At 71.9% G+C, this 11,773-nt stretch carries 12 protein-coding genes and 1 riboswitch; of the genes, 3 read left to right on the forward strand and 9 right to left on the reverse strand.

The window, feature by feature from the left end; genetic code table 11:
* Positions 1-88 precede the first annotated feature (88 nt).
* The 5 genes from AB0R04_RS16830 to sodN all read right to left on the reverse strand — a co-directional run bounded on the left by AB0R04_RS16830 (position 89) and on the right by sodN (position 4,217).
* Complete coding sequence (locus AB0R04_RS16830; protein ID WP_063347856.1) at positions 89-568, reverse strand: GNAT family N-acetyltransferase; 480 nt, start codon at positions 566-568, stop codon at positions 89-91.
* 71 nt (positions 569-639) lie between these two features.
* Positions 640-1,635, reverse strand: a complete 996-nt coding sequence (locus AB0R04_RS16835) for an ABC transporter substrate-binding protein (protein WP_363371796.1) — start codon at positions 1,633-1,635, stop codon at positions 640-642.
* Between the two features lie 22 nt (positions 1,636-1,657).
* Positions 1,658-2,422 carry an ABC transporter ATP-binding protein gene (locus tag AB0R04_RS16840; RefSeq protein WP_363371799.1) on the reverse strand — a complete coding sequence of 255 codons (765 nt, stop codon included), beginning with the start codon at positions 2,420-2,422 and terminating at the stop codon, positions 1,658-1,660.
* A complete protein-coding gene (locus AB0R04_RS16845) occupies positions 2,422-3,450 on the reverse strand; it encodes an iron ABC transporter permease (protein WP_363372035.1) in 1,029 nt (342 codons plus the stop codon). The genes AB0R04_RS16840 and AB0R04_RS16845 overlap by 1 nt, the downstream gene beginning before the upstream one ends.
* Before the next feature lie 143 nt (positions 3,451-3,593).
* Positions 3,594-3,733: riboswitch (cobalamin riboswitch) on the reverse strand.
* Between the two features lie 88 nt (positions 3,734-3,821).
* Complete coding sequence (gene sodN, locus AB0R04_RS16850; RefSeq protein ID WP_063347853.1) at positions 3,822-4,217, reverse strand: superoxide dismutase, Ni; 396 nt, start codon at positions 4,215-4,217, stop codon at positions 3,822-3,824.
* Between the two features lie 301 nt (positions 4,218-4,518).
* On the opposite strand from sodN, the gene sodX reads away from it, so the two are divergent.
* On the forward strand, positions 4,519-4,881 hold the full coding sequence (sodX, locus tag AB0R04_RS16855; protein WP_079136256.1) for a nickel-type superoxide dismutase maturation protease: 363 nt from the start codon (positions 4,519-4,521) through the stop codon (positions 4,879-4,881).
* Positions 4,882-4,915: 34 nt separating this feature from the next.
* Here sodX and AB0R04_RS16860 read toward each other — a convergent pair whose 3' ends face one another.
* From AB0R04_RS16860 to AB0R04_RS16875, 4 genes are all read right to left on the reverse strand, one after another.
* A complete protein-coding gene (locus AB0R04_RS16860) occupies positions 4,916-5,506 on the reverse strand; it encodes a CGNR zinc finger domain-containing protein (RefSeq protein WP_063347852.1) in 591 nt (196 codons plus the stop codon).
* Positions 5,507-5,619: 113 nt separating this feature from the next.
* On the reverse strand, positions 5,620-6,417 hold the full coding sequence (locus AB0R04_RS16865) for an amino acid ABC transporter ATP-binding protein (RefSeq protein WP_363371803.1): 798 nt from the start codon (positions 6,415-6,417) through the stop codon (positions 5,620-5,622).
* The gene (locus tag AB0R04_RS16870) at positions 6,414-7,388 is read right to left on the reverse strand and encodes an amino acid ABC transporter permease (protein ID WP_063347850.1); all 975 of its coding nucleotides are present in this window, start codon (positions 7,386-7,388) and stop codon (positions 6,414-6,416) included. The genes AB0R04_RS16865 and AB0R04_RS16870 overlap by 4 nt, the downstream gene beginning before the upstream one ends.
* Before the next feature lie 37 nt (positions 7,389-7,425).
* Positions 7,426-8,355, reverse strand: coding sequence for an ABC transporter substrate-binding protein (locus AB0R04_RS16875; protein ID WP_063347849.1), 930 nt, complete (start codon positions 8,353-8,355; stop codon positions 7,426-7,428).
* 1,009 nt (positions 8,356-9,364) lie between these two features.
* Here AB0R04_RS16875 and AB0R04_RS16880 point away from each other — a divergent pair.
* Together AB0R04_RS16880 and AB0R04_RS16885 are read left to right on the forward strand one after the other, a co-directional pair.
* Positions 9,365-10,558: an NADP-dependent malic enzyme gene (locus AB0R04_RS16880; RefSeq protein ID WP_363371807.1), complete on the forward strand. Its 1,194-nt coding sequence runs from the start codon at positions 9,365-9,367 to the stop codon at positions 10,556-10,558.
* A 124-nt stretch (positions 10,559-10,682) separates the two neighbouring features.
* A complete protein-coding gene (locus AB0R04_RS16885) occupies positions 10,683-11,645 on the forward strand; it encodes a zinc-binding dehydrogenase (RefSeq protein WP_063347847.1) in 963 nt (320 codons plus the stop codon).
* The last annotated feature ends 128 nt before the right edge of the window (positions 11,646-11,773 follow it).

Consider the following 11,773-nt stretch of genomic DNA (forward strand, 5'->3'; position numbering starts at 1 on the left):
TTACCGCCTTCCGCACGCCGGCCGGGGCTCGGGAGTCACTCATGGTAAGCCATCGCGACGCAGGGTGGCAGGGGTTCGGACGGTCCGTTCAGTGACCGCCGCCGGCGGCGGCGAGCGCCTCGCCGGTGAGCCGGTAGACGGTCCAGCCGTCCATCGGCACCGCGCCGAGGGACTTGTAGAAGTCGATCGAGGGCGTGTTCCAGTCGAGCACCGACCACTCCACCCGCGCGTAGCCGCGCTCGACGGCGATCCGCGCCAGTTCCAGCAGCAGCGCCTTGCCGTGGCCGCCGCCGCGGGACTGCGGGCGGACGTACAGGTCCTCCAGGTAGATCCCGTGGGTGCCGCGCCAGGTCGAGAAGTTGAGGAACCAGACCGCGAAGCCGACCGGCTCGCCGGTGGCGTCGTCCTCGGCGATCAGGCCGAACAGCGCCGGGTTGGCGCCGAACAGGGCGTCGCGCAGCTGCTCCTCGGTGGCCACGGCCTCCTGCGGGGCCTTCTCGTACTCCGCGAGCTCGCGGATCAGGGCGAGGATGACGGGGACGTCGGTCACGACGGCGGTGCGGATCATGCCGCGAGCCTACTGCGCGCCCCCGCCCGCGGCCCAGGCCCTGATCGGGGCCCGGGCCGGGACCGGGCGGGTCAGCGGGCGGGGACGGTGCGCAGGTAGTCGGCCAGCGCGGTGATCGCGGCCGGGTTGCGCGGGCTCTCCACCAGGTCGACGTAGTCCAGGACGAAGATCCGGTCGTTCCTGACCGCCGAGACGCCGGCCAGCGGCGGGAAGGACTTCAGGAAGGCGCGCTTGGCGTCGGCGCCGGTCTCGCCGTAGTTGTTGATCAGGATCACCTCGGGGTCGCGCTGGACGACGCTCTCCCAGCCGACGGTGACCCAGGTGTCCGCGAGGTCGCCCATCACGTTGGCCCCGCCGGCCTTGGCGATGATCTCGTCGGCCGCGGCGAACTTCCCGGCGGTGTACGGCTTGTCCTGCCCGCTGTCGTACAGGAACACGGACGGCCGGCGCTCGGGCTGCGGGGCGGCGGCGACCTGCGTCTTGAAATCGGCGACCAGCTTGTCCGCCCGGTCGCGGACGTCGAAGATCTCGCCGAGGTTGGCCAGGTCGGTGTAGAGCGCGTCCAGCGGGGACATCACGCCGCGCTCGGTGCCCTTGCCGCTGCGGCAGGACTCGCTGAGCACGTACGAGGGGATGCCGAGGTCCCCCAGCGCCTGCGGGGTGAAGCCGCGGCCCTCGTCGAAGCCGTAGTGCCAGCCGGCGAAGACCAGGTCGGCCTTGGCGCCCAGCACGATCTCCTTGGTGATCTCCTTCTTGGAGAGCCACGCGGTCTGCTGGTAGCCGTCCTTCCAGGCGACCTGGTCGACCCGGCCCTTGTCGTCGGGCATCACGTAGCCGGCCATCCGGTCGGCCAGGCCGAGGGCGAGCATCAGCTCGGTGATGCCGACGTCGTTGGTCACCGTCCGGGCGGGCTTCTGCGGGAAGGTGAGCTTGGTGCCGCAGTTCTCCACGGTCACCGGGTAGTGGGCGGAGGCGGCGGTGGCGTCGCCGCTCGGGGCGATCTCGGCGCCGCAGGCGGTGAGCCCGAGGGTGAGCAGGGCGGTGATGGCAACGGCCTTGGTGCGCACGGGGGTTCCTTCGGGGGGTGGGTCAGATCCGGTCGAAGAGCAGTTGGACGGCGCCGGTCACCGGGTGCCGGACGGGGGTGGCCCGGACGCCGAACACCTCGGCCAGCAGGGCGGGTCGGAGCACCTCGGCGGGCGGCCCCGAGGCGACGATCCGGCCGGCCCGCAGCACGTACAGCAGGTCGCAGTGGCCGGCCGCCAGGTTGAGGTCGTGCAGCGCGGTGAGCACCGTCGGGCCGGCTTCCCGGACCAGCGCCAGGACGTCCAACTGGTGGGCGATGTCCAGGTGGTTGGTGGGCTCGTCCAGCACCAGCAGCCGGGGCTCCTGGACCAGCGCGCGGGCGATCAGCACCCGCTGCTTCTCGCCGCCGGACAGGCTCAGGAAGCCCCGCCCGGCCAACTGCTCGACGCCGACCTTGCGCAGCGCCTCGGTGCAGCGGGAGTGGTCGTCCGCGCCCGGGCCGCCCAGGCCGCGCCGGTGCGGCAGCCGGCCCATGGCGACCACCTCGGCCACCGTGAAGTCGAACTCGGCGGAGTGCTCCTGGGGGAGCGCGGCCACCCGCCGGGCGGCCTCGCGCGCGGTCAGCGCGTGCAGGTCCGTGCCGTCCAGCAGGACGGCCCCGGCGGCCGGCCGCAGCGCCCGGTAGACGCAGCGCAGCAGCGTCGACTTGCCGCTGCCGTTCGGTCCGATCAGTCCGACCACCTGCCCGGCGGCGGCGTCCAGGGCGACGTCGTGGACCAGCCGGGCGCCGGCCAGCTCGACCGAGACGGAGTCCAGGGCGAGATCCATCAGCGGCCTCCGAAGGAATAGCCGCGACGGCGCATCAGCAGCAGGAAACAGGGCACCCCGAGCACCGCGGTGACCACCCCGACGGGCAGTTCGGCGGGCGCCAGCAGGGTGCGCGAGACGATGTCCACCCAGACCAGCAGCAGCGCCCCGGCGAGCGGCGCGACCAGCAGCACCCGGCGGTGCCCGGCGCCGACCAGCATCCGGGCCAGGTGCGGCACCATCAGCCCGACGAAGCCGATCGCCCCGCTGACGGCCACCACCGTGCCGGTGACGGCGGCGGTCACCACGAACAGCTCGCGGCGCAGCCGGTCCGGGTCCACGCCCAGCGAGGCAGCCGTCTCGTCGCCCATCGCGAGCGCGTCCAGCCGGCCGGCGGCGCAGGCCAGGTACGCCAGGCCGGCCAGCACGGTGGCGGCGGCGATCGGCACCGAGCCCCAGGTGGCGCCGCCGAGGCTGCCGAGCAGCCACATCATGGCGTCCCGGGCGGCCTCGCCGCGGGCGGCCGCGAAGACCATCAGCGCGGTGACGGCGGAGAAGCCGTAGGAGAGCGCGGTGCCGGTGAGCACCAGCCGCAGCGGGGTGAGCCCGTAGGCCGTCCGCGCCGCGAGGTAGACCAGCACCATGGCGACCAGCGCGGAGCCGAACGCGGAGGCCGAGATCGCCCACACCCCGAGCGAGGCGAAGGCGCCGAGCAGCAGTACCGCGTTGGCGCCGACGGCCGCGCCGGAGGAGATGCCGAGCACGAACGGGTCGGCCAGCGCGTTGCGCACCAGGGCCTGGACGGCGACCCCGGTGGCGGCCAGCCCGGCGCCGACCACGGCGGCCAGCACGGCGCGCGGCAGCCGGATCTCCCAGACGATCGCGTAGGCGGCGGCCTCCTCCGCCTCCAGCCGTCCGCCCGTCAGCCCGGCGGCCAGCAGCCGCAGGACGCGGGGCAGGCCGATCCCGGAGGCGCCCAGCGCCACGCCGCAGAGCAGCGAGAGCAGCAGGGCGGCGGCCAGGCCGACGGCGAGCGGGAGGGCGGGTATTCGGCGGTCGGGCGGGCTCGTTGCGCCACTGCCCGCGACTGCGGTGCTGCTCACGGTGCGCCTTGCCTCGGGCCGCGGGTGCGCGGGGGCGGCACCGGTCGGGCGCGGGCCCGGGCGCCATCCCCTCGCAGTCCACGGCGAGTTGTCGGGAGTTCAGCGGCCGGGGGCGATCGGGCTGGCGCGGCCCCGGGGGCCGTGCTCACCGTTGCGGGTCAGCGCCGGATTCACACCGGACTTCCCCCTCGGACGCCCTGGCAGCATAACAGCCACTCAGGCTAGGCAACCCTTACCGGGCTCGGATGGGGCGTGAACGCACGACCGCCCCCGTCCGGGCTCGCGGACGGGGGCGGTCGGGTGGCGACGCGTCAGGCTCAGGCCTGCTTGGTCTCCCAGAAGATCTTGTCGACCTCGGCGATCAGGTCCAGCAGGGCCTGGCCGGTGGCGGGGTCGGTGGACGCCTTGGCGGCCGAGGCGGCCTTCAGGGTGTCGTTGATCAGCTGGTGCAGCTGCGGGTACTTCTCGAAGTGCGGGGCCTTGAAGTAGTCGCTCCACAGCACCGAGATGTGGTGCTTGACGGCCTCGGCACGCTGCTCCTTGATGATCAGGGCGCGGGTGCGGAAAGCCGGGTCCTCGTTGGCCTGGTACTTCTCCTGGGTGCCCTTGACCGACTCGGCCTCGATCCGGGCCTGCGCCGGGTCGTACACGCCGCAGGGCAGGTCACAGTGGGCGTGGGCGGTGGCGCGCGGTGCAAACAGACGAGAGAACATGGGAGTCCTTCCTTAGATCGTCTTCCCGCGCCCGAGATTACCCTTCCGCCCCCGGGGTTTCGCGATCGGGCGGTGGGCCTAGGGCAAAAGGCGGACCCGGAACCGGGGTAATCCGGACATCGAACGGATCGAACGGGGTGACGGTCCGTACGGCAGACTGGGACCGGTCGGTCCGGGAGGAGGAGTCGTGGCGCGGAGCACGGAACCAGCGGGCACGGAACCGGCGGGCACGGAACCCCGGGGGCGGGGCCGGGGCGGCGGCGCGGTGCCGTTCGGGCTGGTCGACGTGGCGGGCCCGTCGATGGTCCCGACCCTGCGCGAGGGCGACCAGTTGCTGGTGCGCTACGGCGCGCCGATCCGGCCCGGCGCGGTGGTGCTCTTCCGGCACCCCTTCCAGCAGGACCTGCTGGTGGTGAAGCGGGCCGCCGAGCGGCGTCCGAGGGGCTGGTGGCTGCTGTCCGACAACCGGCCGGTGGACAGCGACAGCCGCAGCTACGGCCCGGTCCCGGACGAACTGGTGCTCGGCCGGGTGCTGCTGCGGCTGCGCCCGCGCCCGGCCTGGCTGGCGCCGGGGCGGCGGCTGGAGCGGCTGCTGCTGAGCACCCGGCTGGCCCGGGTGCCGGGCCTGGCCCGCCGCCTGGGCGTCTGGGCGGAGCAGCTCTGACCCCCTGGGCCCTGCTCTGTCTGCCAGGCCCGGCCTAGCCGGCGGCGCCGAGTGCCGCGGCCTCGGCCTCCTGGCGCTTGCGGGCCCGGTACGCGGCGACGTTGGCGCGGGTCGCGCAGCGGTCCGAGCAGTAGCGGCGGGAGCGGTTGGTCGAGGTGTCCAGGTAGGCGTTGCGGCAGGGCGCGGCCTGGCAGATGCCGAGCCGGTCGGCGCCCAGTTCGGTCAGGTGGACGGCCAGGCCCATGCAGGCGACCGCGCTGAAGTGCGCGGTGGCGGTCGGCGAGTTGTCGGCCAGGTGAAGGTGCCAGCGCGGCCGGCCGGCGTCGTCCAGGTAGTCGTGCCCGGAGACCAGCGGGCTGACCGGGTACTCCATTAGCAGGCTGTTCAGCAGGTCGACGCCCCGGATCTCGTCGCCCTCGGCGGCGGCCTCGAAGACCCCGCGCAGCCTGGTCCGCACCGCCCGCAGCCGGGGCAGGTCGGACTCGTCGGCCTGTGCGGCGGCCCGCGAGGAGTCGGAGAACAGGCCGCGCACCGCGTCCACGGACGTCAGCGTGTCGGTGCCGCGTTCGGGCTCCTCGGTGTTCACCAGCCGAACGGCGAGATCGGCGTACGAGGCGAGCTCCACGGAGGTCCTTCCAAAAGGTCGGTAACGGGCTGATTGCGTCCAGCCTATTACCTGGGTGGGGAAAACGTCGGCGCCCGGCAGGAGCAGCCTGCCGGGCGCCGGTCGGTACGGTTCTACAGCACCTTGGAGAGGAAGGCGCGGGTGCGCTCGTGCCGGGGGTCGGTGAGCACCTCGCGGGGGTTGCCGGACTCGACCACCACACCGCCGTCCATGAACACCAGCGCGTCGCCGACCTCGCGGGCGAAGCCCATCTCGTGGGTGACGACCACCATGGTCATGCCCTCCTCGGCGAGGCCGCGCATGACGTCGAGGACATCGCCGACCAGTTCGGGGTCGAGCGCCGAGGTGGGCTCGTCGAACAGCATCAGCTTGGGCTTCATGGCCAGCGCGCGGGCGATCGCGACGCGCTGCTGCTGGCCGCCGGAGAGCTGGGAGGGGTAGTTCTTCGCCTTGTCGGCGAGGCCGACCCGCTCCAGCAGGACCATCGCCCGCTCCCGGGCGGCGGCCTTGCTCTCGCCCTTGACCTGGACCGGGGCCTCCATGACGTTCTCGACGGCCGTCATGTGCGGGAACAGGTTGAAGCGCTGGAAGACCATGCCGATGTCGCGCCGCTTGACGGCGACCTCGCGGTCCTTGAGCTCGTAGAGCTTGTCGCCCTTCTGCTGGTAGCCGACCAGTTCGCCGTCCACCCAGAGGCGTCCGCCGTTGATCTTCTCCAGGTGGTTGATGCACCGCAGGAAGGTCGACTTGCCGGAGCCGGAGGGGCCGATCAGGCAGAACACCTCGCCCTGCTTGACCTCCAGGTCGATGCCCTTGAGCACGTGCACGGAGCCGTAGGACTTGTGGACGCTCTCGGCGCGCACCATCGGCTGCCCGGTGGCGGCGGCCGGGGTCTTGCTCAGGTCGGTCATACGTGACCACCTCCCTCAAGCCCCGGGACGACGTCGGCGCCGGTCTTCGGGGCGGGCTTCCCGGCGAACAGGCCCCGCAGCCGCTGCACCGGGGTGGGCGGGAGGGTCCGGTTGGAGCCGCGGGCGTAGTAGCGCTCGATGTAGTACTGGCCGATGGTCAGCAGCGAGGTGAAGAACAGGTACCAGAGGCTGACCACGATCAGCAGCGGGATGTTCTGGTAGTTCCGGGAGTAGATGACCTGACCGGCCCGGAAGATCTCCTCCAGGGAGATCACGCTGACCAGCGAGGTGGTCTTGAGCATCGAGATGGTCTCGTTGCCGGTCGGCGGGATGATCACCCGCATGGCCTGGGGCAGGACGATCCGGCGCATGGTCTGGAACCGGCTCATGCCGAGTGCGTGGGCGGCCTCGGTCTGGCCCTCGTCCACCGACTGGATGCCGCCGCGGACGATCTCCGCCATGTAGGCGGCCTCGTTGAGGCCGAGGCCCAGCAGGGCGGCGACGAAGGTCGGGATCAGGACGTTGGTGTCCGCGGACCAGAACTCCGGCCCCCACGGGACGCCGATCGACAGCTTGGCCCAGATCAGGCCGAGGAAGTTCCAGAACACCAGCTGCACCAGCACCGGGGTGCCGCGGAAGACCCAGATGTACATCCAGGCGGTGCCGGAGAGCAGGGGGTTCGGGGACAGGCGCATCACGGCGAGGACGATGCCGCCGATCACGCCCATCAGCATGGAGAGGACGGTCAGTTCCAGCGTGACGACCATGCCGTGCACGATGCTGTCGTGGAACAGGTACTGCCCGACGATGTCCCACTTGAAAGCGGGGTTGGTGAAGAGGGCGCTCAGCAGCATCGCCGCAAGCAGGGCGATGACGACGGCGCCCACCCAGCGTCCGGGGTGGCGGACCGGGACGGCCTTGATGGTCTCAGGCCGTCCCTCCTCCGCCTTCCCCTTGTCCAGAGAGTTCACGGTGTGGCCTCGGGGGAGAGATGGAGCAGGCGGACGGTCAGTTCACGGCGCCGTTGACGGTCGACTTGTCGAGGGCGCCGGACTCGACGCCCCACTTGGTGAGGATCTGCTTGTAGGTGCCGTCGTCGATCAGCGACTGGACGGCGCCCTGGATCGCGGGGGTGAGCTTGGAGCCCTTGGCGACGGCGACGCCGTAGGGGGCCACGCCGTAGGTGGAGCCGAGCTTCTCCAGCTGGCCGCCGGCCTGCTTGATCGCGTAGTCGACGACCTGGGAGTCGGCCATCATGGCCTGGTCGCGGCCGGAGACGACGGCGTTGGTGACGTCCGTCTGGAGGTCGAACTTGTCGCCGTCGTTCTGGATGCCCGGCTTCCCGTTCTTGGCGCAGTCCGGGTTGCGGGTGTCCTTGATCTCGTCGGCCTGGGTGGTGCCGGTCTGGACGGCGACCTTCTTGCCGCACAGGTCGTTGGGGTCGACCTTGTCGGGGTTGCCCTTCTTGACCGCGATGGCGCTGCCGGAGTTGAAGTAGGTCACCATGTCGACGACCTGCTCGCGCTCCTTGTTGTCCGTGAAGGACGACATGCCGAGCTGGAACTTGTTCGACTGGATGCCGGGGATGATCGCGGTGAAGCCGGAGTCCTGGACGTCGGCCTTCAGCCCGAGCTTGGCCGCGATGGCGTTGGCCAGGTCCACGTCCATGCCGATGACCTTGCCGCTGTCGTCCTTGAACTCGTCCGGCGCGTACGAGGCGTCCGCGCCGACCAGGAGCTTGCCGGAGGACTTGACGTCGGCGGGGACGAGGGCGGCGAGCTTGTCGTCGGCCTTGACCGCGTTGACGGTCGCGGAGGCGTTGGGCGCGCCGCTGCCACCGTCGCTCTTGCTGCTGCTGCAGCCGGTCAGGACGAGGGTGACGGAGGCGGCAACCGCGCCGGCCGCGAGAAGCCGGGTGCGCTGGGTACGGGCGGTCATGAGGGGGATCTCCTCCTGAGGGAGAGGGCGGGCGGAGCGCGCCGCGGGGGGCGGCACACCGGGGCGGCAGGGTCGTACGGCGCTGTACGGGTGTATTTCGCTGTACGTCGTCGTACGTGCAGGGCCGGATGGTGCGGTGCCTGTGCGGACGGGCCGCCCAGGTTGCTACGGGGTACTGCTTCCGCCACCCTCCGCCGAGGTGGACGTCAAGCGAACCGCCTCGACCAGTGGCCGGCTCGATCCGAGATGGGGGGAATCCTGCCATCTGTGAACGGTCAGATGGCCCTCATCCAGATCAAAATCGGATAACGAGGGCCCGGGCTGTCCGCTATTCGGACTTATTCCGTGTTCCTGTCACTCCGTGCATAAGTATGCAGATCCCTCTGCCCGGTGCCCGGAGGCCCGCCGCCCCCGGCTCGGATGCCGCCGTCGACCACGGCGGAGGGGCGTACGGCCGCCACGGTGACGCGCGGGTGTACGCGAAATGGCGGACATGCGATCCGGCCATCCCGCACTCCCGGGCCCGGCGGCGGGTGTGTCAGAATTCGGTACCGGGTGACCCCCGAACGCTCGAACCAGACCGACGAGCCCCGACAGGCTCGGGGTGTCCGGGAACGGAAGTCATCACGTGGCTCCGTATCCGGGACGCCGACTCCCCAGCGCGTCTGCGTTCACTCCTGCGGGTGCGCGTGCCGCCATCACCGTTGCCGCCGCCGGAGCCCGGCGCTTCCGACGCCGGGCCCCAGTGACGCGACAGCTCGGCGATGAACTGCACGTGACGAGGACGAAAAGGCATAGGTGCGATGCCTTGGTCCGACCTACGCTCGGCCCGGAAGCACAACGCGGACCAACAAGACCCATAAAACCCTCATCCGAGGGCGCCGCCCGACGGCAGCGCCCCGACCCAGCCCCCCGGGTCCGCTTCGGCGTACCCGGTTTCCGGTTTCCGGACGGGTCGTCCTGTCCGTCGGTCGCGCACCCTCGCCAGATCAATGACGAAGAGGTCATCGTGGCAGCGGAGATCATCAGCAGCACCCAGGACACCGTCGATCCGGTCGACGCCGTTTTCGCGCTCCACCGCGGCGGCAAGATGGAGATCAGGGCGACCGTCCCGGTGCGCGACGCGGACGACCTGTCCCTCGCCTACACGCCCGGTGTCGCCCGCGTCTGCACGGCCATCGCCGAGCAGCCGGAGCTGGTCAACGACTACACCTGGAAGTCCAACACCGTCGCCGTGGTCACCGACGGCACCGCCGTGCTGGGCCTCGGCGACATCGGCCCGGAGGCCTCCCTGCCCGTGATGGAGGGCAAGGCCATCCTGTTCAAGCAGTTCGGCGGCGTGGACGCGGTGCCGATCGCGCTCGCCTGCACCGAGGTCGACGAGATCGTCGAGACCGTGGTGCGGCTGGCGCCCTCCTTCGGCGGCGTCAACCTGGAGGACATCTCCGCCCCCCGCTGCTTCGAGATCGAGCGCCGGCTCCAGGAGGCCGTGGACATCCCGGTCTTCCACGACGACCAGCACGGCACCGCGATCGTCACCACCGCCGCCCTGTGGAACGCGGCCAAGGTGACCGGCCGTGAGATCGGCTCGCTGCGGGCCGTCATCTCCGGCGCCGGCGCGGCCGGCATCGCCATCGCCAAGATGCTGGTGGCGGCGGGCATCGGCGACGTCGCGGTCTGCGACCGCAAGGGCGTGGTGTACGACGGCCGCGGCGACCTCACCGACGTCAAGGCCGAGATCGCCGAACTGACCAACCGCACCGGCCTCAAGGGCACCCTGGCCGACGCGCTGGCCGGCGCCGACGTGTTCATCGGCGTCTCCGGCGGCACCGTGCCGGAGGAGGTCGTCGCGACCATGGCCGCGGGCGCGTTCATCTTCGCGATGGCCAACCCCACCCCGGAGATCCACCCCGAGGTCGCGCACAAGTACGCGGCGGTCGTCGCCACCGGGCGCAGCGACTTCCCGAACCAGATCAACAACGTGCTGGCCTTCCCCGGCATCTTCGCCGGCGCCCTCCAGGTGCGGGCCAGCCGGATCACCGAGGGCATGAAGCTGGCCGCCGCCAAGGCGCTGGCCGGTGTCGTCGCCGACGAGCTGACGCCGCAGAAGGTCATCCCCTCGCCGTTCGACGAGCGGGTCGCCCCGGCGGTCACCAAGGCCGTCGCCGAGGCCGCCCGGGCCGAGGGCGTGGCCCGGATCTGACGATCCGGGCGCCGCTGCCGGGCAGGCCCGGCGTGAGCGGCGCCGCCGACACGGCCGGGGCCGGGACACGCGTCACACCCGCGCGTGGTTCCCGGCCCCGGCCGGCGCGGCTATCGTCCGCAGCATGTTTGCTGCCTACGCCGCACGTATCGACGCCGATGACCCGCTCAGCGGACTGGAGTTGGGCGAACTCCCCGAGCCGCAGGCCCGCCCCGGATGGAGCGTGGTCACGGTCAGGGCCGCCAGCCTCAACCACCACGACCTGTGGTCGCTGCGCGGGGTCGGCCTGCCCGCCGGCCGACTGCCGATGATCCTCGGCTGCGACGCCGCCGGTGTCGACGAGCACGGCAACGAGGTCGTCCTCCACTCGGTGATCGGCCAGAGCGGCCACGGGGTCGGCCCGGACGAGCCCCGGTCCATCCTGACCGAGCGCTACCAGGGCACCTTCGCCCAGCAGGTGGCCGTGCCCACCTGGAACCTGCTGCCCAAGCCCGCCGAACTCAGCTTCGAAGAGGCCGCCTGCCTGCCCACGGCCTGGCTGACGGCCTACCGGATGCTGTTCACCAACGCCGGGGTCAAGCCCGGCGACACCGTCCTGGTGCAGGGCGCGGGCGGCGGCGTGGCGACCGCGCTGATCGTCCTCGGCAAGGCCGCCGGGCTGCGGGTCTGGGTCACCGGCCGGGACGAGGCCAAGCGCCGCCGGGCGGTCGAACTCGGCGCCGACGCCGCCTTCGAGAGCGGCGCCCGGCTGCCCGCCCGGGTGGACGCGGTGATGGAGACGGTCGGCGCCGCGACCTGGGCGCACTCGGTGAAGGCGCTGCGCCCGGGCGGCACCGTCGTCATCTCCGGTGCCACCTCAGGCCCCAACCCGAGCACCACCGAGCTGAACCGGATCTTCTTCCTGGAGCTCAAGGTGGTCGGCTCGACCATGGGCACCAAGGAGGAACTGGCCGGGCTGCTCTCGCTGTGCGCGACCACCGGCGTCCGGCCGGTGATCGACTCGGTGCTGCCGCTGGCCGAGGCCCGGGACGGCTTCGCACGGCTCGCCAAGGGCGACGTCTTCGGCAAGATCGTGCTGACGCCGTGACGCCGTGACGCCGTGACGCCGTGACGCCGTGACGCCGTGACGTCTTGTGATCCTGACGCGGACCGGCCCGGCACGCTCCGCCGAGCGTGCCGGGCCGGTGGTGGTCCGGTGGTCCGGCGGCCTGCCGG

It is taken from the genome of Kitasatospora sp. NPDC056731, assembly GCF_040687675.1.
In the GTDB taxonomy this organism is placed as follows: Bacteria; Actinomycetota; Actinomycetes; order Streptomycetales; family Streptomycetaceae; genus Kitasatospora.

Excerpts from the sequence above, each read along its gene's own strand:
- AB0R04_RS16830 (WP_063347856.1), bottom strand. The coding sequence starts at position 568 with ATGATCCGCACCGCCGTCGTGACCGACGTCCCCGTCATCCTCGCCCTG.
- AB0R04_RS16840 (WP_363371799.1), bottom strand. The coding sequence starts at position 2,422 with ATGGATCTCGCCCTGGACTCCGTCTCGGTCGAGCTGGCCGGCGCCCGG.
- sodN (WP_063347853.1), bottom strand. The coding sequence starts at position 4,217 with ATGTTCTCTCGTCTGTTTGCACCGCGCGCCACCGCCCACGCCCACTGT.
- sodX (WP_079136256.1), top strand. The coding sequence starts at position 4,519 with ATGGTCCCGACCCTGCGCGAGGGCGACCAGTTGCTGGTGCGCTACGGC.
- AB0R04_RS16865 (WP_363371803.1), bottom strand. The coding sequence starts at position 6,417 with ATGACCGACCTGAGCAAGACCCCGGCCGCCGCCACCGGGCAGCCGATG.
- AB0R04_RS16875 (WP_063347849.1), bottom strand. The coding sequence starts at position 8,355 with ATGACCGCCCGTACCCAGCGCACCCGGCTTCTCGCGGCCGGCGCGGTT.
- AB0R04_RS16885 (WP_063347847.1), top strand. The coding sequence starts at position 10,683 with ATGTTTGCTGCCTACGCCGCACGTATCGACGCCGATGACCCGCTCAGC.